General features: G+C 60.2%; 25 protein-coding genes and 1 tRNA gene. 16 read left to right on the top strand and 10 right to left on the bottom strand.

Going from position 1 to position 23667, the window contains the following annotated elements:
• Nucleotides 1–4: 4 nt before the first annotated feature.
• Entirely contained in the window at nt 5–1564 is a 1560-nt protein-coding gene (gene xylG / locus QF039_RS16695; protein ID WP_307519578.1) for a D-xylose ABC transporter ATP-binding protein, read from the top strand.
• Nucleotides 1565–2701: a sugar ABC transporter permease gene (locus QF039_RS16700; protein WP_003219656.1), complete on the top strand. Its 1137-nt coding sequence runs from the start codon at nt 1565–1567 to the stop codon at nt 2699–2701. It abuts the gene before it with no gap.
• Between the two features lie 13 nt (nt 2702–2714).
• On the opposite strand, the gene QF039_RS16705 is transcribed toward QF039_RS16700, so the two are convergent.
• Nucleotides 2715–3464 carry a hypothetical protein gene (locus QF039_RS16705; protein WP_003219654.1) on the bottom strand — a complete coding sequence of 250 codons (750 nt, stop codon included), beginning with the start codon at nt 3462–3464 and terminating at the stop codon, nt 2715–2717.
• 191 nt (nt 3465–3655) lie between these two features.
• Here QF039_RS16705 and QF039_RS16710 point away from each other — a divergent pair, with 191 nt between their 5' ends.
• Nucleotides 3656–4216, top strand: a complete 561-nt coding sequence (locus QF039_RS16710; RefSeq protein WP_177067164.1) for a fasciclin domain-containing protein — start codon at nt 3656–3658, stop codon at nt 4214–4216.
• A 56-nt stretch (nt 4217–4272) separates the two neighbouring features.
• Here the strand turns inward: QF039_RS16710 and QF039_RS16715 are convergent, their stop codons facing one another.
• The gene (locus QF039_RS16715; protein WP_177009152.1) at nt 4273–4470 is read right to left on the bottom strand and encodes a hypothetical protein; all 198 of its coding nucleotides are present in this window, start codon (nt 4468–4470) and stop codon (nt 4273–4275) included.
• 598 nt (nt 4471–5068) lie between these two features.
• On the opposite strand from QF039_RS16715, the gene QF039_RS16720 reads away from it, so the two are divergent.
• From QF039_RS16720 to QF039_RS16735, 4 genes are all read left to right on the top strand, one after another.
• Nucleotides 5069–5371, top strand: coding sequence for a helix-turn-helix transcriptional regulator (locus QF039_RS16720; RefSeq protein WP_177067163.1), 303 nt, complete (start codon nt 5069–5071; stop codon nt 5369–5371).
• Between the two features lie 62 nt (nt 5372–5433).
• Nucleotides 5434–6426: a zinc-dependent alcohol dehydrogenase family protein gene (locus QF039_RS16725; RefSeq protein WP_003219647.1), complete on the top strand. Its 993-nt coding sequence runs from the start codon at nt 5434–5436 to the stop codon at nt 6424–6426.
• Between the two features lie 40 nt (nt 6427–6466).
• Nucleotides 6467–6724, top strand: a complete 258-nt coding sequence (locus QF039_RS16730; protein WP_003219645.1) for a hypothetical protein — start codon at nt 6467–6469, stop codon at nt 6722–6724.
• A 230-nt stretch (nt 6725–6954) separates the two neighbouring features.
• Nucleotides 6955–8283: an OprD family porin gene (locus QF039_RS16735; protein ID WP_003219643.1), complete on the top strand. Its 1329-nt coding sequence runs from the start codon at nt 6955–6957 to the stop codon at nt 8281–8283.
• 127 nt (nt 8284–8410) lie between these two features.
• Here QF039_RS16735 and QF039_RS16740 read toward each other — a convergent pair whose 3' ends face one another.
• Nucleotides 8411–8869, bottom strand: coding sequence for an Hsp20 family protein (locus QF039_RS16740; protein WP_003219642.1), 459 nt, complete (start codon nt 8867–8869; stop codon nt 8411–8413).
• A 362-nt stretch (nt 8870–9231) separates the two neighbouring features.
• On the opposite strand from QF039_RS16740, the gene QF039_RS16745 reads away from it, so the two are divergent.
• Nucleotides 9232–10143 carry a bifunctional GNAT family N-acetyltransferase/nucleoside diphosphate kinase regulator gene (locus QF039_RS16745; RefSeq protein WP_307522987.1) on the top strand — a complete coding sequence of 304 codons (912 nt, stop codon included), beginning with the start codon at nt 9232–9234 and terminating at the stop codon, nt 10141–10143.
• Nucleotides 10144–10390: 247 nt separating this feature from the next.
• Here the strand turns inward: QF039_RS16745 and QF039_RS16750 are convergent.
• Nucleotides 10391–10481: transfer RNA gene (locus QF039_RS16750), tRNA-Ser, on the bottom strand.
• A 152-nt stretch (nt 10482–10633) separates the two neighbouring features.
• On the opposite strand from QF039_RS16750, the gene QF039_RS16755 reads away from it, so the two are divergent.
• From QF039_RS16755 to QF039_RS16785, 7 genes are all read left to right on the top strand, one after another.
• A complete protein-coding gene (locus QF039_RS16755) occupies nt 10634–11305 on the top strand; it encodes a Bax inhibitor-1/YccA family protein (protein ID WP_003219636.1) in 672 nt (223 codons plus the stop codon).
• Between the two features lie 89 nt (nt 11306–11394).
• Complete coding sequence (tusD, locus tag QF039_RS16760) at nt 11395–11787, top strand: sulfurtransferase complex subunit TusD (protein ID WP_003219632.1); 393 nt, start codon at nt 11395–11397, stop codon at nt 11785–11787.
• Nucleotide 11788: 1 nt separating this feature from the next.
• On the top strand, nt 11789–12139 hold the full coding sequence (gene tusC / locus QF039_RS16765; RefSeq protein WP_102369433.1) for a sulfurtransferase complex subunit TusC: 351 nt from the start codon (nt 11789–11791) through the stop codon (nt 12137–12139).
• Complete coding sequence (gene tusB, locus QF039_RS16770; RefSeq protein ID WP_003219628.1) at nt 12139–12432, top strand: sulfurtransferase complex subunit TusB; 294 nt, start codon at nt 12139–12141, stop codon at nt 12430–12432. The genes tusC and tusB overlap by 1 nt, the downstream gene beginning before the upstream one ends.
• Nucleotides 12429–12764 (top strand): TusE/DsrC/DsvC family sulfur relay protein, encoded by a 336-nt coding sequence (locus QF039_RS16775; RefSeq protein ID WP_102369434.1) that lies wholly within the window; start codon nt 12429–12431, stop codon nt 12762–12764. The genes tusB and QF039_RS16775 overlap by 4 nt, the downstream gene beginning before the upstream one ends.
• Entirely contained in the window at nt 12761–13762 is a 1002-nt protein-coding gene (locus QF039_RS16780) for a glycosyl transferase family protein (protein ID WP_307519589.1), read from the top strand. Before QF039_RS16775 ends, QF039_RS16780 begins: the two co-directional genes overlap by 4 nt.
• 88 nt (nt 13763–13850) lie before the next feature.
• Nucleotides 13851–14846: a glutathione S-transferase family protein gene (locus tag QF039_RS16785; protein WP_102369436.1), complete on the top strand. Its 996-nt coding sequence runs from the start codon at nt 13851–13853 to the stop codon at nt 14844–14846.
• Nucleotides 14847–14991: 145 nt separating this feature from the next.
• Here the strand turns inward: QF039_RS16785 and cysG are convergent, their stop codons facing one another.
• The 6 genes from cysG to ftsK are packed head-to-tail and all read right to left on the bottom strand — an operon-like array spanning nt 14992 to nt 22497.
• A complete protein-coding gene (gene cysG, locus QF039_RS16790; protein WP_307519592.1) occupies nt 14992–16386 on the bottom strand; it encodes a siroheme synthase CysG in 1395 nt (464 codons plus the stop codon).
• Nucleotides 16387–17667 (bottom strand): serine--tRNA ligase, encoded by a 1281-nt coding sequence (gene serS / locus QF039_RS16795; RefSeq protein ID WP_003219618.1) that lies wholly within the window; start codon nt 17665–17667, stop codon nt 16387–16389.
• Nucleotides 17668–17683: 16 nt separating this feature from the next.
• Complete coding sequence (gene crcB / locus QF039_RS16800) at nt 17684–18058, bottom strand: fluoride efflux transporter CrcB (protein ID WP_008431560.1); 375 nt, start codon at nt 18056–18058, stop codon at nt 17684–17686.
• The gene (locus QF039_RS16805; RefSeq protein WP_003219616.1) at nt 18058–19380 is read right to left on the bottom strand and encodes a replication-associated recombination protein A; all 1323 of its coding nucleotides are present in this window, start codon (nt 19378–19380) and stop codon (nt 18058–18060) included. The genes crcB and QF039_RS16805 overlap by 1 nt, the downstream gene beginning before the upstream one ends.
• Nucleotides 19381–19407: 27 nt before the next feature.
• Nucleotides 19408–20031 carry an outer membrane lipoprotein chaperone LolA gene (gene lolA / locus QF039_RS16810; RefSeq protein WP_003219615.1) on the bottom strand — a complete coding sequence of 208 codons (624 nt, stop codon included), beginning with the start codon at nt 20029–20031 and terminating at the stop codon, nt 19408–19410.
• A gap of 57 nt (nt 20032–20088) precedes the next feature.
• Nucleotides 20089–22497 carry a DNA translocase FtsK gene (gene ftsK / locus QF039_RS16815; RefSeq protein ID WP_003219614.1) on the bottom strand — a complete coding sequence of 803 codons (2409 nt, stop codon included), beginning with the start codon at nt 22495–22497 and terminating at the stop codon, nt 20089–20091.
• 487 nt (nt 22498–22984) lie between these two features.
• On the opposite strand from ftsK, the gene aat reads away from it, so the two are divergent.
• Nucleotides 22985–23665 carry a leucyl/phenylalanyl-tRNA--protein transferase gene (gene aat, locus QF039_RS16820; protein ID WP_003219611.1) on the top strand — a complete coding sequence of 227 codons (681 nt, stop codon included), beginning with the start codon at nt 22985–22987 and terminating at the stop codon, nt 23663–23665.
• The last annotated feature ends 2 nt before the right edge of the window (nt 23666–23667 follow it).

Here is a 23667-nt window from a genome sequence, read left to right on the forward strand (position 1 = left end):
CGCCATGTCCGACTACCTGCTGGAAATGAACAACATCGTCAAGACCTTCGGTGGCGTCAAAGCCCTGAATGGCATCGACATCAAGGTAAAACCCGGGGAATGCGTAGGGTTGTGCGGCGAGAACGGCGCCGGCAAATCGACCCTGATGAAAGTGCTGTCGGCGGTGTATCCCCATGGCACCTGGGACGGCGAAATCCTTTGGGACGGCCAGCCGTTGCGCGCCCACTCCATCGCCGAAACCGAAGCCTGCGGCATCGTGATCATCCATCAGGAACTGACCCTGGTACCCGACCTCTCGGTGGCCGAAAACATCTTCATGGGCCACGAGCTGACACTGCCCGGCGGGCGCATGAACTACCCCGCCATGATGCACCGTGCCGAAGCCCTGATGCGCGAGCTGAAAGTGCCGGACATGAACGTCGCCCTGCCCGTTTCGCAATACGGCGGCGGCTACCAGCAACTGGTGGAAATCGCCAAGGCCCTGAACAAGCAGGCGCGCCTGCTGATCCTCGACGAACCCTCCTCGGCGCTGACCCGCTCGGAAATCGAGGTGCTGCTGGACATCATCCGTGGGCTCAAGGCCAAGGGCGTCGCCTGCGTGTACATCTCCCACAAGCTCGATGAGGTCTCGGCCATCTGCGACATCATCGCGGTGATCCGCGACGGCAAACACATCGCGACCACGGCCATGGCCGAGATGGACGTGTCGCGCATCATCACGCAGATGGTCGGCCGTGAGATGAGCAACCTCTACCCCACCGAACCCCATGCGGTAGGCGAGGTGCTGTTCGAGGCGCGCAACGTCACCTGCTACGACGTCGACAACCCGGGCCGCAAGCGGGTGGACAATGTCTCGTTCAGCGTGCGCCGTGGCGAAATCCTCGGCATCGCCGGGCTGGTGGGCGCCGGCCGCACGGAACTGGTGTCGGCGCTGTTCGGCAGCTACCCCGGGCGCTACCAAGGCGAGGTATGGCTGGATGGCAAACCGATTGATACACGCACGCCGCTGAAGTCGATTCGCGCCGGGCTGTGCATGGTCCCGGAAGACCGCAAGCGCCAGGGCATCGTCCCGGACCTGGGCGTTGGGCAAAACATCACCCTGGCGGTGCTGGACCGTTTCTCGCACCTGACGCGCATCGATGCCGAGGCGGAACTGGGCAGCATCGAGCAGGAAATCAAGCGCATGCACCTGAAGACGGCGAACCCGTTCCTGCCGATCACCAGCCTCTCCGGCGGCAACCAGCAGAAGGCCGTACTGGCCAAGATGCTCCTGACCAAACCCCGGGTGCTGATCCTCGACGAACCGACCCGTGGCGTGGACGTGGGCGCCAAATATGAGATCTACAAATTGATGGGCGCGCTGGCGGCCGAAGGCGTGTCGATCATCATGGTGTCCTCGGAGCTGGCCGAGGTGCTGGGGGTCTCCGACCGGGTGCTGGTGATCGGCGAGGGCCAGTTGCGCGGCGACTTCATCAACCAGGGCCTGACCCAGGAACAGGTGCTCGCCGCCGCCCTCAGCCAACCGAACGGGCATGACAATAATAATGATCGGAAGTCCGCGTAAATGAACCAGGTCAAACAGCTCTTCACCCGCTACAAAATGCTCGCCCTGTTGATCGCCGTGGTGCTGATCTGGGTGTTTTTCAGCTGGCAGACCGAAGGCGGTTTCCTGACCCCGCGCAACCTGTCGAACCTGCTGCGGCAGATGTCCATTACCGGCATCCTGGCCTGCGGCATGGTGCTGGTGATCATCAGCGGCGAGATCGACCTGTCGGTGGGCTCGATGCTCGGTTTGCTCGGCGGCGTCGCGGCGATCCTGGATGTGGTTTATCACATTCCCCTGCCGCTGAACCTGGCCATCGTCGCCCTCTGTGGCTTGCTGATTGGCCTGGGCAACGGCTACATGACCGCGTACCTGCGCATCCCCTCCTTCATCGTCGGCCTGGGCGGCATGCTCGCGTTTCGCGGGGTGCTGCTGGGCATTACCGGCGGCACCACGATTGCACCGGTTTCGCCACAACTGGTGTACATCGGCCAGGGTTACCTGCCGACGGTGGTCGGGGTGATTCTCGGCGTGTTGCTGTTCGGGCTGGCGATATTCCTGACCTGGCGCCAACGCCACAACCGCGCCCTGCACGGCTTGGCGCTGCCGTCGATGCTGCGCGACAGCGTGCGCGTGGTGTTGATCGGTTTTGTGCTGGCCGGCTTCGTCTACACCCTCAACAGCTACGACGGCATTCCCGTGCCGGTGCTGCTTCTGCTGGTGCTGCTGGGGGTGTTCAGTTACGTCACCAGCCAGACCGTCTTTGGCCGGCGCATCTACTCGGTGGGCAGCAACATGGAAGCCACGCGCCTGTCGGGGATCAACGTGCAGGCGGTCAAACTGTGGATCTTCGGGATCATGGGCGTGATGTGCGCCCTTGCCGGGCTGGTCAACACCGCGCGCCTGGCGGCGGGTTCACCTTCGGCGGGCAACATGGGCGAACTGGATGCTATCGCGGCGTGCTTTATCGGCGGTACATCGATGCGCGGCGGTTCGGGCACCGTGTACGGCGCCCTGCTCGGCGCACTGGTGATCAGCAGCCTGGACAACGGCATGTCGATGCTCGACGTGGACAGCTACTGGCAGATGATCGTCAAGGGCAGCATCCTGGTGCTGGCGGTGTGGGTGGATGTGAGTACGCGGACGGGGCGTCGCTGAGGGCGCCAGCCGGTTACTGCACCGGCAGGAAATTCATCAGCAGCAAGCTTTGCGCGTAGTTGAGCCCGATGCGCCGGTAGCGTTCGTCGAGCATCTGGGTCAACAGGTCGAGGCGCGCGACGATCTTGCCGAACTCCACGGCAAAGCTGAGGTTGCTGCCCGCCTCCGAGATCTCGTTGGAGAACAGCAACAGCGAGCCATTGGCATCCTGGCGCTGACTGAGCAGCCAGGTGGCTTTCTCGATATTGCGCGCGGCATTGCTGACGAACTGGGGGTTGATCGAGTCCGTTATATAAAACTCGGTGCGCCCGCCGTGTGCCGTCACCAGCATGCTGCCGATCGCGTAGATGAAGGCGCCTACCCGGTCGCCGCGAAACTCCGGGCTCAGGGAATAGCTCAGCGCCGCCAGGTCGCGACGATCGCCCAGGGCAGGCAGCGGTTGGCGAAGTTCGATGGCCTGGCGGATTTGCCGGGCGGCGGTCACAGCGTCGGTGTAACCCGATTGACGCCACTGGTTGGGGTTGCGCAGGTAGAGCTTGCTCATCAGCAGATACAGGCTTTGCAGGTTGTCGCGCATACTCAGGGTGGCCATGCGATCAACGCTGGTCTGGAAGAATTCATCGGGCTTGCCGTTGCTGAACTGCGTGGCAATATCGCGCCCCTGCTGCTGGCTGCAACCGTTGGCGCAAAGCATCAAAACCGCAGCCAGCAACAGCGGCTGACGCATCCATCGGGTTATAAAAACAGGTAACGTGCGATCCATCTGCACCAGGTCTGGGTCTGCTGTCCACGCCGGAAATTAGTGTGGTCGGGACAGAGATAGATCGGAAGAACGGGAAAAAGTGCAGTGAGGGCGGCAAACCAATAATTTTTCCAGAGGTGCATCCACTTTGATCCTTGGTACGTAGATTCAATACCCTCACCCGGAGGGCACAAGCACCAAGGAGATACATCATGCACGCCATCTACAAAAAAATTGCTGCCGTTGCCTGCTTTACGTTCCTCTCCGTCACCACATCCCTAAGTTTTGCCACCGACACCGTAATGGTGGGCGGCGCGGCGATGTATCCGACGAAAACCATCGTCGAAAACGCAGTCAACTCAAAGGACCACACCACTCTGGTGGCGGCGGTCAAGGCAGCCGGACTGGTGGATACCCTTAACAGCAAAGGCCCGTTCACCGTATTCGCACCGACCAACGAAGCTTTCGCCAAGCTCCCCGCAGGCACCGTGGATACGCTTGTGAAACCTGAGCACAAAGCCGATCTCACAAAAATCCTGACCTATCACGTGGTGGCTGGCACTCATACCTCTGCACAACTGATGGCCGACGCCAAGAAGAACGGCGGTACCGTGATGTTGAAAACCGTGCAGGGTGAGTCGCTGACGATCAAGCTGCATGACGGCAAACTGTGGGTGGTGGATGCCAAGGGTGGCAAGGCCAGCATCAGCATTGCGGATGTGATGCAGTCCAATGGCGTGATTCATGTGGTTGATTCGGTGCTGATGCCGTAATCGTCGCTTGACACCGAAAAGCCCGACGCAGTGTGCGTCGGGCTGATTCGGATGCTTCAGTTGTCGGGGTGTTCACTCGCGACAGAATCAGCGGCATCCACATCCGACATATCCTCTTCCAGAGGGGCGTCATCGTCCGGCGGTAGAGGCGCTTCAGGTTGATCGCGCCGAGGATCATGCCCGGTTTCATTGTCTGTACCGCGCGTTACGCCCTGCTGGGATACGTTTCCAGGGGCCTTCTCGTCAATTTCCATGCTGGCTCTCCGTTCTAGCGCGGGATGTCCGTGCTTGAACATGAGAAACGGTGCGGTGTCGCGAGTGCCGGACGATGGACGAACGGTGGGGATCAATTTCATAACGGCCCTAACGCTCCGAGAGACTCTATCCACCGCAGGATCGCGGGTTTCTCTGCTGGTTTTTCGCCAATGCAACACACCTCCGGGTCGGTGAGAGAACACCAGACAGACACCGGGTCTCCCACTCGCAAGCCATACGAAGCTTTACGAAGCGTCGTCGTTGACCAAGCGTCAACCGTCTCGTTGAGAGACTTGTGAAAGTGCTGCCCATTGACGCTATAGCTGAAGCTCATGAATTGGCGTCCGGCCCACGATGCCTCACGCCCGACGAAGGTTACGTAGCCAGGCACCACTTGCCCCGCGTCCATGGCACTCATGAGTTCTCTCCTGAAAACAGCCCGGAAACACGTTTGTTTTTTGTGCTTTTACACTGTTATAGCTCAGAGGCCCGCAGCGCGACAGGTCCTTGGTCGCCGCCTACGGTGAGGCCTGAAACTGACTACCCTTTATATCTGACACACATTGACATATCGATAATTCTCGATATGATCGCGCCATGGACTTACTCGAAATATTCAAAGCCCTCTCAAACCAGACACGCCTCGAAATCCTGAAAGGTTTGAAGGACCCCGAGAAGAACTTCCCTGCACAAGATGAAGGGGACGTTCACACGGTGGGCGTGTGCGTCAGCAGTATTCAGGAAGGCATCGGGCTCTCGCAGTCGACGGTGTCCGGTTACCTGTCAACGCTGCAACGGGTGGGTCTGGTCGAAGTCAGGCGCATCGGCCAGTGGACTTACTACAAGCGCAATGAAGCCACCATCCGCAGGCTTGCCGAGATCATAGGGAAAGATTTGTAGTTTTTTTACCACAGAATATCGAGATTTCGCGATATCCCTTTTTGTCGAAACGAGGAAATGCAATGAAGGCGTTGATACTCAAGTCATTTGGCGGCCCGGAATCATTCGAACTTCGCGACGTTCCCAAGCCCGTTCCGCACACGGGGCAAGTCCTGGTCCGCGTACACGCAACCTCCATCAACCCGCTGGATTACCAGGTCCGACGTGGCGACTACGCTGACCTGGTGCCGCTACCGGCGATTACCGGGCATGACGTATCGGGGGTCGTTGAGGAAGTCGGGCCAGGGGTTACGTCCTTCGCGCCAGGCGACGAAGTCTGGTACACCCCGCAAATATTTGACGGACCCGGCAGCTATGCCGAATACCACGTGGCGGCCGAAGGCATTATCGGGAAGAAGCCCCCTGCCCTGAGTCACCTTGAAGCAGCAAGCCTGAGCCTGGTCGGCGGGACCGCCTGGGAAGCGCTGGTGGTGCGTGCAGCCCTCAGGGTGGGAGAAAGCATCCTGGTGCACGGCGGCGCGGGCGGCGTCGGCCATGTGGCGATCCAACTGGCGAAAGCCATTGGCGCCCAGGTGTTCACCACCGTACGCGACGTCAATGTCGAGTTCGCGCGAAGCCTGGGTGCGGACGTAATCATCGACTACGAAAAGGAAGATTACGTCGACGCCATCCTGCGGGAAACGGGTGGCCGTGGCGTTGATGTGGTGTTCGATACCATCGGCGGCACCACATTGTCCCGTAGCCCGGACGCGCTTGCGCAACTGGGTCGCGTGGTCACGATTGTGGACACGGCGCACCCCCAGAACCTCGTCCAGGCCTGGGGCAGGAACGCGAGTTATCACTTCGTTTTCACACGACAGAACCGCGGCAAGCTGGATGAAATGAGCGCACTGATCGCCAACGGTCAACTGCGGCCACACGTTGGCGCGGTCTATTCCCTTGCCGACATCCCGCTCGCCCATTCCCGCCTGGAAAGCCCCAACAACGGCATTCAAGGGAAAATCGCGATTGCCGTGTCCGCCGGCTTACAGGAGGATTGGCGCAACGGTGCTTGAGCTGATCGCACTGAACCACTTTTTTGGAGAGCACGGGTAAATGGCAGAACTGATGGAAATGCTCGACGGCCCAAGGACCGCACAGCAGGAACTGTTCTACGACCTCGAAGATGCGACGGCCGTTATCGCCTGGTCGGTCAATCAATTGGCCACTATCGCCGGGGTCGCCAAATCACCCGACGAAGCAGTCGCCCTGATGAAGATGGGTGCACTGCTCGCGGCTCAGCAGGAAAAGCTCAGCGGGTACGCGGATGAGGTGAAGGCCGGAAGGATTGTGCGAGGAGAGGATCACTCGTGATAAATACGCTACGCACCCAACAACCTTTCACATCCCTTTCACACTCGAGCGCTTATCGTCACTCCAGCTCCTAAGTGAACACCTTTAAGCCCGCACTCCCCATCGCGGGCTTTTCTTTGCCTGGAATTTGGTAAAAGGGATATCAAAACCTTCATCCAGTTTCATTTGTTGATGGCCTGGGCTGTCGCCTTAATGCTCCCACACGAACTCGTGCACAGGAGCAAAATATAATGAAAAAACGTCAACCGTTACTTCAGCTCAATACCTTGGCCGTGGCGCTGGCATTTGCCTTGCCGGCCATGAGCTATGCCAGCGATCAGTCCGACTCCAAGGGCTTTGTCGCCGACAGCAGCTTGAATATCCTCAACCGCAACCTGTTCTGGAACCAGAACGGCAACGGCGCCCACACCCGTGACTGGAGCCAGGCGCTGATGGCGACCTACAGCTCGGGCTTCACTCAAGGCACCATTGGCATCGGCATTGATGCGTTTGCCGACCTGGCGTTGCGCATCGACGGGGACACCGACCGCGCCGGTGGCCCGAACATACCGTCCGACGCCAATGGCAATCCGGATCATGGCTTCGCGAAGGCCGGTGGTGACGTCAAGTTCCGTATTTCCAATACCACGCTCAAGGTCGGCGACCTGCAGCCTACGTCGCCGGTGTTCGCCACCGCCGATAACTACCTGATGCCACAGACCGCAACAGGCTTCCAGATCGACAGCCATGAAATCACCGGCCTGAACCTGGAGGCCGGCCATTACACCTCCGGCACCGGTACCACCACCACCTCGCGCAGCGGCGACATTCTCGCCAGCTATGCAGGCGTGGAAGCGTCGTCGGCCAGCTTCGCGGGGGGCAAATACCAGTTCAGCAAGGAATTCACCGCGTCGCTGTACGGAGCGCATCTGGAAGACGTGTGGAATCAGTACTACGTCAACCTGAACCTTGTTCATCCACTGACCGATGACCAGTCCGTCGCGCTGGACTTCAACCTCTATCGCACACTGGACGACGGCAGCGCCAAGGCCGGGACCATCGACACCACCGCAGCCTCGCTGGCGGCTGCCTACACCCTGGGTGCACAGACCTTCACCCTGGCCGGGCAGAAAGTGCATGGTGACGAGCCGTTCGACTATGTCGGCTTTGGGGAGACCAATGCCGGCGTCGGTGCCGGGCGCTACGGCAACTCGATCAACCTGGCTGACTCGGTGCAATACTCCGACTTCAACGGCCCGGGCGAGCGGTCCTGGCAGATGCGCTATGACCTGGACATGGGAGCCTTTGGCGCCCCCGGCCTGAGCTTCATGGCCCGCCATATTCGCGGTGCCGGCATCGACGGTACGCATACCCCCGGCAATTCGGCCTACACCGGGTTCTATGGCGCCAACGACCAGGAACACGAAACCGACGCCGAAGTGAAATACGTCGTGCAGAGTGGCCCGGCCAAGAAGCTGTCCTTCCGCCTGAGGGAAGCCTGGCACGATGGTGATGCGTCCACCGGGGGGCATCTGGTGCAGACACGCCTGATTACCGAGTACCCGTTGAATATCTTCTAAACAGGCGGGAGTGCCCGGTTGATGGATCTACCGGGTACTCTGCGTAGCCAGGTATTGATCGGTAGGCGTCTTGATTCCACACACAAAAAAAGGCGCTACCAAGAGCGCCTTTTTTGTTACCGCTGACTTATTGCAAACTAACCTGACGCAGTTCGGGCTCTTTCCCGCTACCAATCGTGATGCGCTTGGGCTTGGCCTCTTCAGGAACCACGCGCAGCAAGTCGATGCTTAACAGCCCGTTGTTCATCGAAGCACCGCGCACCTCGATATGATCTGCCAGCCGGAACGACAGCCGAAATGCTCGTTGCGCGATGCCCTGGTGCAGATAAGTGACTGCTTTCTCGGTTTCGCGCTTGTCGCCAACGACTGTCAAAACGCCCTTCTCGACCTGAATATCCAGATCCGCTTCAGTAAGCCCAGCGACAGCAATGACAATGCGATATTCGTCATCACCGTGCTTTTCCACATTGTGAGGCGGATAAGTGTTCGGAGCCTCGCTGCGAAGCGCCGACTCAAACAGGTCATTGAAGCGATCGAAGCCCACGGATTGACGGAACAAAGGGGCCAACGAAAGGGTAGTAGCCATCTCAAAATCTCCTGATTAAATCCAAGTGATTAAGTGCGCGACCCGCATTCGGCGTCGCGTGATAAAAATTTATGTTCGCCGGGAAAATTTTCAAGAGGGCAGATAAAATTTTTTACATTTGAGTGCCAGCCGGGAACGGCTTGCTCGGTTGGATAGACAGGCCGCCCTCAGGCTGCGATGCGTAGTCAGCCCACCTTTCTCTTGAGTGCTTGCCTGGGTCGGGTTCAGCAAGCGGTGGCTTCTTGGAACTCTCTGGCATGTTCGCCATTACTCACGGCATGTCTTAAAATATCCGGTTGCCGAAGAACCGCCATGACATATCCATGAAGGGCTTCAATCCTTTACAAGTAAGTGTGGTCAAGATGAATAAGCCTTTCATTTCGCTGTGCCCTGAAATTACGCGGGCGCACGCGCTGACGTTGATGGATTGGTTAGAGGATGAGCGCATCACCTGCTACCTGAGCGATTCGCGTCATGTCTCCCGCTCCATTGAGCAAGTCATTGATCGGACTCAGTTGCCGATCCTGACTCATCTATTCAACCAGGGCGGCAGATTCTTTATGGCCTATGACCGGCATGACGCCCCGGTGGGCTTTGTCCGTCTCATCAAGACCGGCTCAAATTGCGAGATTGTCCTGGTCATCGGAGACAGCGACAAATGGGGCCGGAACCTGGGCGCCAGCACGATCCGCGAAGGCATGAAACTGGCCTTCCTCGACATGCGGGCCGAGAAGCTCATCGCCAAGATTCACCCGGACAACTCGCGCTCGCTGAAAGCCTTTCTGCGCAGCGGCTTTATGCTGGAGAGCGAAACGCCGACATTGACGTCATTTTCCATGACGGCGGCGAGCTATTTCCAGTTCTTGCGCGAAGGCGCCGGTGGCGACTCCACCAGGATCTACATCACTGAAGTCGACAAGGCCAGGCTCGAGGATCTGATCGCGTTCGAGCAAGGCCCGGCGGTTGTTGAACTCGAACATGAGCTTGAGCGGGCCATTGTCGTCAAGCCGCAGCAGGTGGCGTGCAATGTAATCACGATGAACTCCAGGGCCTTGCTGCAACTGGACGATGAAGAGTTCGAAGTGGCCTTGGTCTACCCTGAAGACGCGGACAGCAACGCAGCAAAGCATTCCGTGTATTCCGACATAGGCACCGCCATCCTTGGCTATCAGGAGGGAGACGCCATCGACTGGCGAATTGCTGACCGGACCCGCCGGATTGAGATCAAGAAAGTGCTTTACCAGCCGGAGGCTGCGGGCGACTTCCACCTGTAATTGCGCCTTTTCTCAGTAACGAATCACGCCAGTCAGCGCGCCCGGCTTGGGCGCCTGACTTATCCAGAGTGAACTGATAACCGAGACGGTTATCGGCGCGTGGGTGAAATAGTGAACCCTACCCGTTGACGCCCACTTTTTGCAGAGTTGCGAAAACTGCCTGAAATGATGCGGAAACGATTGGAGGTGTATTCCTGAACCCCAGAAACGCAAAAGCCCCGCAATAGCGGGGCTCTTGAGTAAATCTTGGCGGGAAACCAGGGATTCGAACCCTGGAGACGCTATTAACGTCCGCCGGTTTTCAAGACCGGTGCATTCAACCACTCTGCCAATTTCCCTTGTGCAACACAGGATTAGCGTAGCTCATCCTGCCTCAGCGGGCGCCATAATACCCGAATGAAACACACTGTCAAACTCTCGCCATAGCTTGTTACAGAGCGTCTGTTATGATCCTTGCGACTGAATGTTTCAAAACTGAAGGAGTGTCGCCATGCGCGAACAAAATTACGCAGTGAATGGAAACGCGCAGGCTGAGCAGCTAGAAGTTAGCCGCGTCCTGCGCAATACGTACGGCCTGCTCGCTCTCACCCTCGCGTTCAGCGGCGTGATGGCCTTCGTAGCCCAGCAAATGCGCGTCGGCTACCCGAATATCTTCGTCGTGCTGATCGGCTTCTACGGTCTGTTCTTCCTGACCAACAAGCTGCGCGACTCGGCCTGGGGCCTGGTGTCGGCGTTTGCCCTGACCGGTTTCATGGGCTTTATCCTCGGCCCGATCCTTAACCGTTACCTCGGCATGGCCGGCGGCGCGGAAGTGGTCAGCTCGGCATTTGCCATGACTGCCCTGGTATTTGGCGGCCTGTCGGCCTACGTGCTGATTTCCCGCAAGGACATGAGCTTCCTGGGTGGTTTCATCACCGCCGGTTTCTTCGTGTTGCTGGCTGCAGTACTGGCAGGCATGTTCTTCCAGATCAGCGGCCTGCAACTGGCGATCAGCGCAGGTTTCGTGCTGTTCTCCTCGGCCTGCATCCTGTTCCAGACCAGCGCAATCATCCAGGGTGGCGAGCGTAACTACATCATGGCCACCATCAGCCTGTATGTATCGATCTACAACCTGTTTATCAGCCTGTTGCAGATCTTCGGCATCATGGGCCGCGACGACTGATCGCAGCCGCATGCAAAAAGCCCGCTTCGGCGGGCTTTTTGTTGCCTGCGGCTTTATCATTGCCACAGGTTTTGCCTTCAGAGTGTTCCATGAAGTTCGCGATTGCGCTTTTTTCCGCCGCCCATGCGCCCTCCTCGCGCCGTGCCTTGCTGTTCGCCCAGGCGGCGCTGGCGGGTGGACATGAGATTGTGCGGCTGTTTTTTTATCAGGATGGCGTCTACAGCGCGTCCACTAACATTGTTGCGCCGCAGGATGAGCAGGATATCGCCCGTCAGTGGCGCGAGTTTGTCAGCGAGCATCAGCTCGATGGCGTGGTGTGCATCGCCGCGGCCCTGCGCCGTGGCGTGCTGAATGCCGAAGAGGCCACCCGTTATCAGCGCAGCGCGGTGAACCTGGACGCGCCTTGGGCATTGTCCGGGCTTGGGCAGTTGCATGACGCCGCCCAGTCCGCTGACCGCTTGATCTGCTTCGGAGGGCCGTGACATGTCGAAATCCTTGCTGGTGATCAGCCGACAGGCGCCGTGGTCCGGCCCCGGCGCCCGTGAAGCGCTGGATATCGTATTGGCTGGCGGCGCGTTTGATTTGCCGATTGGCCTGTTGTTTCTGGATGACGGCGTGTTTCAACTGGCCGCGAGCCAGGACGCCAGGGCCGTGCAACAGAAAGACCTGAGCGCCAACCTCCAGGCCCTGGAATTATTTGGCGTCGAAGAGGTGTTTGCCTGCAGCCATAGCCTCGCCGTGCGCGGGCTGGCCACCTCCGGCAACGCACAGCCGCTGAGCAGTGAACAAATTTCACAGATGATTGACCGTTACGACCAGGTGATTACCCTCTGATGTCGACCTTGCATGTGGTATCCCACTCGCCTTTTACCGACAGCCGGCTGGACAGCTGCCTGCGCCTCTGTGGCACCCAGGATGCGATCCTGCTGTGCGGCGACGGCGCCTACGCCCTGCAACCCGCCAGCGCGCCTTGCCAGGCCCTGCAGGCCAGGGGCGTGAAAGTGTTTGTACTGGCCGAAGACAGCCAGGCGCGTAACCTCGCCGTGCCTGAATGGGCCGGCAGTGTCGATTACCCGGCGTTCGTCCAGCTGTCGATCGACTATGACAAGGTCAATACCTGGCTATGAACACTTTGACCGTAGGTGAACGCACCCTCGAACTGGACAAGGACGGCTACCTCGTCGACCTGACCGAGTGGTCCAGCGACGTGGCCAACGCCCTCGCCACCGCCGAAGCGCTGGAGCTGACCCCGGAACACTGGGAAATCCTCGAACTGCTGCGCGGCTTTTATACCGAATTCCAGCTGTCGCCCGCCACCCGCCCGCTGATCAAGTACACCGCCTTGAAGCTGGGCCCGGAAAAGGGCAACAGCCTGCACCTCAACCGACTGTTCAAAGGCACTCCCGCCAAACTCGCCGCCAAGTTGGCGGGCCTGCCCAGGCCGACGAATTGCTTATGACTGATTTTGCCCCGTTGATCACTGAAACCCTTGCTGAGCACCCGTTCGCGCCGTTCGTGCGCATCCTCGGCAAAGGCAAGCGCGGCGCCCGCAACCTCACCCGTGAGGAAGCCCGCGAAGCCATGGGCATGTTGCTGGACGAGAAGGTCGAAGACACCCAGCTCGGCGCCTTCCTCATGCTGCTGCGGCACAAGGAAGAAAGCCCGGAAGAACTCGCAGGCTTCACCGAAGCCGTGCGCGAGCGCCTGAATGCACCGTCGCTCAATGTGGATGTCGACTGGCCGACCTACGCCGGTAAAAAACGCCACCTGCCGTGGTACCTGCTGGCAGCCAAGTGCCTGGCACAGAACGGCGTGCGTATCCTGATGCACGGCGGCGGCGCGCATACGGCAGGCCGGCTCTACACCGAGCAGTTGCTGGATGGCTTGCAGATTCCGTTGTGCCGCAATTGGCAACAGGTGGAAGCGGCCCTTGAACAGGGCAACCTGGCGTTTATTCCCCTGGGGGACTGGGCGCCGCAACTGCAGCGCATGATCGACCTGCGCAACACCCTGGGCCTGCGCTCGCCGATCCATTCACTGGCGCGCATCCTCAACCCGTTGAGCGCCCGCTGCGGCCTGCAAAGCATCTTCCATCCGGGCTACCAGGGCGTACACCGCGATGCCAGCGGCCTGCTTGGCGACAACACCATCGTGATCAAGGGCGACGGCGGCGAGATCGAGATCAACCCGGACACCATCAGCCACCTGTACGGCACTACCGGCGGCGAGAGCTGGGATGAAGAGTGGCCCGCCCTCTCCGCCCAGCGTCACGTCAAGCCTGCCGCGCTGGAGCCCGAGCATCTCAAGGCGCTATGGCGCGGTGAGGTGCAGGACAGCTACCCGCAACTGGCACTGATCGCCACCATGGCCCTGGCCTTGCGCGGCCTCGGCCACCCGCGGGAACAGGCGTTCGAACTGGCCCAGCAGTACTGGGATGCCCGGGACAAATCGATTTAGTCGATCATTAACCCCCAGCCTTTGCGCTTTTTGTTCGAACTCAGACCTTTAGACTGCACTCCAACGCTTATTAGCCAAGGAGTCAGTCATGGGTTTGCTGATCGAAGGACGCTGGCATGACCAGTGGTACGAAAGTAGCGCAGACGGCGCCTTCCAACGGGAGCAGGCGCAACGCCGCAACTGGGTGACCGCCGATGGTGAACCCGGCCCGACCGGCGAAGGCGGTTTCGCGGCTGAAGCCGGTCGCTACCATTTATACGTATCCCTCGCCTGCCCCTGGGCGCACCGCACATTGATCCTGCGCAAGCTCAAAGGCCTGGAGAGCCTGATCGACGTGTCGGTGGTCAGTTGGCTGATGCTGGAAAACGGCTGGACCTTCGACAAGGCCCATGGCTCCAGCGGCGACAAGCTTGACGACTTCACCTTCATGCACCAACGCTACACCGCCGACACCGCCAGCTACACCGGGCGGGTCACAGTGCCGGTGTTGTGGGACAAGAAGCTCAAGCGGATTGTCAGCAATGAGTCGGCGGAGATTATTCGCATGTTCAACAGTGCGTTTAATGAACTGACCGGCAATCAACTGGATTTCTATCCCGAAGCCCAGCGCTCGACCATTGATGCACTGAACGATCGAATTTATCCCGCCGTGAACAACGGTGTGTACCGCGCAGGCTTTGCCACGTCACAAAAGGCTTATGAGGCCGCATTTGATGATGTGTTTGCCGAACTGGATCACCTTGAGCAGCACTTGGGTGAGCATCGTTACCTGGCGGGAGAATACCTGACTGAAGCCGATGTAAGGCTTTTCACCACGGCGATTCGGTTTGATGCGGTGTACTACAGCCACTTCAAATGCAACCTGCGGCGAATTGCGGATTATCCGAACCTGTCGAACTGGCTAAGGGAGTTGTATCAGTGGCCGGGGATTGCCGAGACGGTGGATTTTGCTCACATCAAGGGGCATTACTACGCCAGTCACCGCACGATTAATCCGACGGGGATTGTGCCGAAGGGGCCGTTGCAGACGTTTGAGGCGGAGCATGACCGCGCGAGACTGAGCGGAAAAGGCATCTTGAGCTGACAAACCCTGTGGCGAGGGAGCTTGCTCCCGCTGGGCTGCGCAGCGGCCCCAAAATCCTGGGAGCGCTTCGCACTCCAGCGGGAGCAAGCTCCCTCGCCACAGCAAGCTCCCTCGCCCCAGAGACGTTCTCGCCACAGGAGACGTGTCAGACTTGCGACTGAGCGCCTTCAAACCACTTCAGCTTCTCACGCAACTGCACCACTTCTCCCACAATCACCAGTGTCGGCGCATGAACTTCATGCTCCGCCACCATGCGTGGCAGGTCAGCCAGGGTGCCGGTAAACACCCGCTGGTTGGACGTAGTGCCTTGCTGAATCAACGCCGCCGGCGTATCCGCCGAGCGGCCATGCTGGATCAGTTGTTCGCAGATGATCGGCAACCCGATCAACCCCATGTAGAACACCAGGGTTTGCGAAGGCCCCACCAGGTCACTCCATGGCAGGTCCGAAGTCCCGTCCTTCAAGTGCCCGGTAATGAAACGAACCGATTGCGCATAGTCGCGGTGGGTCAGCGGAATACCGGCATACGCCGCGCAACCACTGGCCGCGGTAATACCTGGCACCACCTGGAACGGGATGCCATGGGCCGCCAGCTCTTCAATCTCTTCACCACCACGCCCAAAGATGAACGGATCGCCACCCTTGAGCCGCAGCACGCGTTTGCCTTGCTTGGCCAGGTCCACCAGCTGCTGGTTGATCTGGTCTTGCGGCACCGCATGGTCAGCGCGTCGCTTGCCGACATACACCCGCTCGGCATCGCGACGGCACAATTCAAGAATCGCCGGCGCCACCAGGCGGTCGTACAGCACCACGTCGGCCTGTTGCATCAAGCGCAAGGCGCGGAACGTCAGCAGGTCCGGATCACCCGGGCCTGCGCCCACCAGGTAGACTTCGCCCGGTGCGTGCGGCGGCGCGCCGTTGATTTTCTCCACCAGCAAACGTTCGGCTTCATCACCCTGCCCGGCCAGTTGCCGATCAGCAATCGGGCCCTGGAAAACATCTTCCCAGAACGCGCGACGTTGCTGCACATCCGGGAACAAGCCTTTGACCTGGCTGCGAAACCGCGCCGCCAACCCGGCCAACTGGCCATAAGTCGACGGAATCCAGGTTTCCAGCTTGGCGCGGATCAGCCGTGCCAGCACCGGCGCATCGCCGCCGCTGGACACTGCGATCACCAACGGCGAACGGTCGACAATCGCCGGGAAGATCACGCTGCACAAGGCCGGCGCATCCACCACATTGACCGGTACGCAACGACGCCGGGCATCGCTGGACACTTGCGCGTTCAGCGGCTCGTCGTCGGTCGCCGCGATGATCAGGGTGCAACCGTCGAGGTCGGCCTCCTGATAACCACGCAAAATCAGTTCACCGCCACTGCCCTGCACCAGTTCACGCAACTGGTCTTCAATCTGGGGAGCAACCACCCGCAACAACGCGCCGGCGTCGGCCAGCAGCCGGGATTTGCGCAAGGCAATCTCCCCGCCACCGACGACCAACACACGACTGCCGCGCAGGTTATGAAACAGCGGCAGAAATTCCATTTAGCCGATGACCTCAACGCCCGCCATGTACGGCTTGAGCACTTCAGGCACGCGGATCGAACCGTCAGCCTGCTGGTAGTTTTCCAGCACGGCCACCAGGGTACGGCCTACTGCCAGGCCCGAACCGTTGAGGGTGTGGACCAGCTCGGGCTTGCCGGTTTCCGGGTTACGGAAACGCGCCTGCATGCGACGGGCCTGGAAATCACCGCAGTTGGAGCACGACGAAATCTCGCGGTATTTGTCCTGGCTCGGCACCCACACTTCCAGGTCGTAAGTCTTCACGGCGCTGAAACCCATGTCGCCGGTGCACAGGGCCAGAACGCGGTACGGCAGCTCCAGCAGTTGCAGGACGCGTTCGGCGTTGGCGGTCAGGCCTTCCAGCGCTTCCATGGAAGTCGACGGCTCGACAACCTGCACCATCTCGACCTTGTCGAACTGGTGCTGGCGAATCATGCCGCGGGTGTCGCGGCCCGATGCACCGGCTTCGCTGCGAAAGCACGGCGAGTGGGCGACAAACTTGATCGGCAGTTGCTTGGCGTCGAGGATTTCCCCGGCCACGATATTGGTCAGCGACACTTCGGCGGTCGGGATCAGGTACAAGTCGGCTTCGCCATCGCGGCTGATCTTGAACAGGTCTTCCTCGAATTTCGGCAGCTGGCTGGTGCCCATCAGCGCCGGAGCCTGGACCAGGTACGGGGTGTAAGCCTCTTCGTAGCCGTGCTCGCCGGTGTGCAGGTTGATCATGAACTGCGCCAGGGCGCGGTGCATGCGTGCAATCGGGCCACGCAGCAAGGCAAAGCGCGCACCGGACATTTTGGCCGCTGTCTCGAAGTCCAGGCCACCGGTCAATTCGCCCAGGGCGACGTGGTCCTTGATCTCGAAATCGAAGGCTTTTGGCGTGCCCCAGCGACGGACTTCGACGTTGCCGTCTTCGTCTTCGCCGATTGGCACGGATTCGTGCGGCAGGTTCGGGATGCCCAGCAGGATCGAGTCCAGTTCGGTCTGGATAACGTCCAGCTCGACTTTGCCGGAAGCCAACTCGCCAGCCATACGCTCGACGTCCGCCATCAACGGCGCGATGTCTTCGCCGCGCTGCTTGGCCTGACCGATGGATTTGGAACGCGCATTACGCTCAGCCTGCAGTGCTTCGGTGCGGGTCTGGACGGTCTTGCGCTGTTCTTCCAGCGCTTCGATGCGCGCAACATCCAAGGCAAAGCCACGGGATGCCAGGCGGTCCGCTACGTCCTGAAGGTTGCTACGTAACAGTTTGGAATCGAGCATGTCGGTCTCTCGTTTATCAAAGTTTGGTCAAGGACAGGCCAGCCCAAGTGGCGAGCAGCCCGCCGAACACGCTGATGGCCAGGTACCCGAAGGCGACCGGTGCCTGCCCGCTTTCCAGCAGGCGTAGCGTGTCCAGTGAAAAGGATGAAAAGGTCGTCAGACCGCCTACAAAACCGACAATCAAGCCGGCACGAATCTCAATCGGCACTTCCGGGCGAAGCAGAAACCACCCGTACAACAAGCCGATGATCAAACAGCCCACCAGGTTGACCGCCAGGGTCGCCGCATAAAAATGCTTCGGCCAATTGGCGCTGACCCAGGTGCTGGTGGCGAAACGCAATAATGTACCAGCGATGCCGGCTACGGACACGGCAAGAATCGTTCTGAGCACTACTTTCTCCGCTGTTTCGGACTGAGCCGGTCAAGTTGGGCAAGGTGATTGAGCTTTTCGCCGATCTTCAGCTCCAGGCCGCGGGGCACCGGCTGGTAAAACGGCTGCGGCTCAAGGTCATCCGGGAAGTAATCTTCGCCAGCCGCATAGGCGTCCGGTTCATCGTGGGCGTAGCGGTACTCATCGCCGTAGCCGAGTTGCTTCATCAGCTTGGTCGGCGCATTGCGCAAGTGCAGCGGCACTTCCAGGGAGCCATGCTCGGCGGCAGCACGCAGGGCGGACTTGAAGCCCATGTACACCGCGTTGCTCTTCGGTGCGCAGGCCAGATAGGTGATGGCCTGGGCCACCGCCAACTCGCCTTCCGGGCTGCCCAGGCGTTCCTGCACTTCCCAGGCGGCCAGGCACAGGCTCAGCGCACGCGGGTCGGCATTGCCGATGTCTTCGCTGGCCATGCGCACCACGCGCCGGGCCAGGTACAACGGGTCGCAACCGCCGTCGATCATCCGCGCAAACCAGTACAGCGCACCGTCTGGGTTTGAGCCGCGCACAGACTTGTGCAGCGCGGAAATCTGGTCGTAGAACGCTTCGCCGCCCTTGTCGAAACGCCGGCGGGTGTCGCCCAACAGGCTCTGCAGCAAGTCGACGCCGATTTCGCTGCCATCCTCGGCCAGGTCGGAAGCGTTTTCCAGCAGATTGAGAAAACGTCGACCGTCGCCATCCGCAGCAGTCAGCAGGATCTTGAAGCCTTCCTCACTGACACTCAACTGGCGCTTGCCCAGGCCCTTGTCTTCGTTCAGCGCACGCTGCAAGAGCTTCTGCATCGCGGCTTCGTCGAGGCTCTTGAGCACATAGACACGCGCCCGGGACAGCAAGGCATTGTTCAGCTCAAAAGACGGGTTTTCGGTGGTGGCACCAATAAAGATCAGCGTGCCGTCTTCGACATACGGCAAGAACGCATCCTGCTGCGACTTGTTGAAGCGATGCACTTCGTCGACGAACAGGATGGTGCGCTTGCCGTACTGCCCGGCCTGCTGCTTGGCGACTTCCACCGCCTGGCGGATCTCCTTGACCCCGGCCAGCACCGCCGAGACCGTCTCGAAGTGTGCATCCGAGACTTTTGCCAGGAGCCGCGCCAGGGTGGTTTTACCCACGCCCGGCGGCCCCCAGAAAATCATCGAGTGCAGCGCACCCTGCTCAAGGGCCTCGCGCAAAGGCTTGCCGCGGGCGAGCAGGTGTTCCTGCCCGACGTACTCGTCCAGGTTGGTCGAGCGCAGGCGCGCCGCCAGAGGCTGAGCAATCGGGTCACTTCGAAACAGGTCCATGGGCAGCGTTTGAAACCTCTGGGCAGTTTATTCCTGGATCACGTCGGCACCCTTCGGGATGTCGAACTTGAACTTGGATGCCGGTACCGGCTGGTTGGCCTTGACCCCGGAGAACAGGATATCGGTGCGCTGGCCGACGCTGTCAATCAGACGCATGTTGTTGATCACGCCGTTGCCAAACGACAGGGACAGCGTGTCAAAGAGCGTGTCCTTGGATTTCGGCTTAAGGGTGAATTCAATCACGTTGCTGGTCTGCTTGGAGGTAATGTCGAAGCTGTCGTTGATCTTCGACACATCGCCCGACAGCAACAGCGCTGGCGTCTGGTTCAGGCGCGGGTCGAGCTTCTTGATGGTCGCCTGCTCCAGGTCCGGGTCCCACAGGGTGACTTTTTGGCCGTCAGAGACGATGGTCTGCTCGGCCTTGCCTTCTGTGTGCCAGTAGAACAGCCCTGGGCGCTGCACAGCCATCTCGCCGGCGGTTTCCTGCAACTGGGTGCCACCGGCATCCAGCGTGAGCTGGGAGAAGCGCGCGGTCAGGGTCTGGGATTTGTCCAACAGGTTTTTCAGGCTGGCGACGGAAGCCGGGTCAGCATGAGCCGAAACAGCAGTCAGGGCCAATGCAGGCAACAACAGCATGCGGATAAGACGCATGGGAGTCCTCTTAGATTCGGTTGCAAGGCGTGCCGCGTGTTGCCACGCGGCACGTAATCAGTCACGCATCTGCGCTGGCGCAATCACTTCGCGCGAGCCGTTGGTGTTCATCGAGGTGACCACGCCGGCCATTTCCATGGCTTCGATCATGCGGGCAGCGCGGTTGTAGCCAATCTTCAGCTTGCGCTGTACGGCGGAAATCGAGGCGCGGCGGCTTTCAAGCACGAACTGCACCGCTTCGTCGTAGAGCGCATCGGTCTCGGCATCGTCGTCGCCACCGCCGCTGCCACCGTCGAAGCCGCTGCCGGCCTCTTCGACGCCGGCGAGGATGTCGTCGTTGTATTCCGGCGCGCCACGCAGTTTCCAGGCTTCCACCACACGGTGCACCTCATCGTCGGAGACGAACGCGCCGTGGACACGGATCGGCAAACTGGTGCCCGGCGGCATGTAGAGCATGTCACCGTGGCCCAGCAGTTGCTCGGCGCCGCCCTGGTCGATGATGGTCCGGGAATCGATCTTGCTCGACACCTGGAACGCCATGCGGGTCGGGATGTTGGCCTTGATCAGGCCGGTGATCACGTCCACCGACGGACGCTGGGTCGCGAGGATCAAGTGGATCCCGGCGGCCCGCGCCTTCTGGGCGATACGGGCGATCAGTTCTTCGACTTTCTTGCCGACGATCATCATCATGTCGGCAAATTCGTCGACCACCACCACGATGGTCGGCAATTTGGTCAACAGCGGCGCTTCGTCGTGGATGCTTTCACGCTTGTACAACGGGTCGGTCAGTGGCGTGCCGGCGTCCTGGGCTTCCTTGACCTTGGCGTTGAAGCCCGACAGGTTACGCACGCCCATCTTCGCCATCAGCTTGTAGCGCCGCTCCATCTCGGCAACGCTCCAGCGCAGGGCGTTCGCCGCATCCTTCATGTCGGTCACCACCGGGCACAGCAAGTGCGGAATGCCTTCGTAGATCGACAGCTCAAGCATTTTCGGGTCGATCATGATCAGCTTGGCGTCATCCGGGCCCGACTTGAACAGGATCGACAGGATCATCGCGTTCACACCCACCGACTTACCGGAACCGGTGGTACCGGCAACCAGCAAGTGAGGCATTTTCGCCAGGTCGGTGATCACCGGCTTGCCGCCGATGTCGTGGCCCAGGGCCAGGGTGACCGGCGACTTGAAGTTGTCGTATTCCGGGGTCGACAGCACTTCGGAGAAGCGCACGATCTGCCGGTCTTCGTTGGGAATCTCGATACCGACGGTGGTCTTGCCCGGAATCACTTCCACCACCCGCACGCTGGTCACGGCCAGCGAACGCGCCAGATCCTTGGCCAGGTTGGAAATGCGGCTGACCTTGACGCCGGCAGCCGGCTGGATTTCGTAGCGGGTAATCACCGGGCCCGGGTGGATCGAATCCACCGAGACTTCGACGCCGAATTCCTTGAGCTTGATTTCCAGCAGGTGGCCGACGGCCGCCAGGGATTCAGGGGAATAATTGAGCTGTTTCTTTTCCGCAGGATCAAGAATCGAGATCGGCGGCAAGGTGCCTTCCACGGCGCTGTCGACAAACAACGGCGCCTGTTTCTCTTTCTGCACGCGGTGGCTCGGCTCGGGGGCCTTCGGCGGCGCAGGGGCAATCACCGGCGGCACTTGCTTCTCGCGGTCCGACATGTGCTTGGTCAGGGCCTGCTCGCGTTCGATCAGGCGTTCCTTGACCTTGGCCTGCTCACGCCGGTCCGGCGTGCTCGGGGCTACCACCTCGTTGACGCGGGTATCCACCTCGCGCAGTTGCGCAACCATGCGTTTGCGGTCCACCCGGGCCGACCACCAGCGATTCGCGGCGCCCTGGAACAGTTCGAGCAGGTCGAGGGTGATCTTGCCGGTCACGTCCATGACCTTGAACCAGGACAGGTCGGTAAACACGGTGAGGCCGAACAGGAACAGCGCGATGAACATCAGGGTGCTGCCCTGGATGTTCAGGGTCCTGCGCGCCAGGTCGCCGAGGCTTTCGCCCAGAGCGCCGCCGGCACCGGCCGGCAGACCGGTAGGTGCATGGAAATGGATATGGGCCAGGGCCGCGCCGGACAACACCAGGAACACCAGGCCGATCAGGCGCCAGGAGAACAGCCAGCCGCTCCATTGCCACGGCTCGTGACGCTGGCGGAAGATCTGCCAGGTCTTGATGGCCAGCAGCAACGGGAAGATGTAAGCGAAGTAACCCAGCACCATGAACAGGATGTCGGCGCTGTAGGAGCCGGCGGGACCACCGAAGTTCTGCACGTCTTCGATCTTGCTGTTGTGGCTCCAGCCTGGATCGTCCTTGCCATAGGTAAGCAAGGCCATCATCAGGAACAGGCACAGCGCGCCGATGGCGATCAGTGCACCTTCCTTGAGTCGGTAGTGCAGGTGCTGGCGCCAGGCGGGCACGACTGCGGCTTTAGGTGTTGCGGCGGATTTCTTCAAAACGGGTCTTTTCCTGCGCCTTTAGCGCGTCCATCTGTTGAATGACTGCAAAACACTGCCCAATCCGGGCAGGTAAAAAATGAACGAGTGCCAGTGGAGCTACTTTTAACACCCTGCTACTGATTCATGAAACGGCGATAACGCCCCAATGGCCGCATTGTACGGGTTTGTGTGCGCGATGCCACGCACTTGGCCCTACGTTACACAGCATAGCCAATGTTCAATTTCATAACGTTCAATTTGAGCATGCATTGTCTTTACTGACAAAGGCTTATGAGCTGTTTTTGCCAATCCAGGCTAGCTTGCCGACCGACGTACGCGATTACGACCACGCCCCCGGCATAGAGTTGCAGAAACACCCGTTCATGCTTATCTGCATCGATCCCATGTTCGGGGTAGCCCCAGAGCGTTTCGTCGACAATAATCACAGCTCTTGCAACGGACAACATCGCCGTTACCGCCCTCCCCTTCCGTAAGCCTGGATGCCATGCTGACCTGGTTACAACGCAACACCCTGACCTTCCCACCGCTGGCCAAGGCCATGCGCGAACCCAATGGCCTGCTCGCTGCCGGTGGCGACCTGTCGGCCGACCGCCTGATCCAGGCCTACCGCCACGGCTGCTTTCCCTGGTTCTCGGAAGGCCAGCCCATCCTCTGGTGGTCGCCCGACCCACGCACCGTACTGTTCCCCGATGAGCTGCACGTTTCCCGCAGCCTCGGCAAATTGTTGCGCCAGCAGCGTTACACAGTGACCTTCGACCAGGACTTCGCTGCGGTCATCCAGGCGTGCGCGGCGCCGCGCAGTTATGCCGATGGCACCTGGATCACCGAAGCCATGCAGAACGCCTACCTGCAACTGCACCAGCGCGGTTATGCGCATTCGGTGGAGGTGTGGGACGCGGGCGAACTGGTGGGCGGCCTGTACGGCCTGGCGATGGGCCAGTTGTTTTTCGGCGAGTCCATGTTCAGTCGCGCCGACAACGCCTCGAAATACGGCTTTGCCACCCTGGTTCGGCAACTACAGGCCTGGGGCTTTGTGCTGATCGACTGCCAGATGCCCACCGATCACCTGCACAGCCTCGGCGCCCGCGCCATTCCCCGCAGCGACTTCGCCAACTACCTGCGCGACCATTTGGACCAAACCAGCTCTGCTCCGTGGGTTTCCTAGGC

This window comes from Pseudomonas sp. W2I6 (assembly GCF_030815935.1).
In the GTDB taxonomy this organism is placed as follows: domain Bacteria; phylum Pseudomonadota; class Gammaproteobacteria; order Pseudomonadales; family Pseudomonadaceae; genus Aquipseudomonas.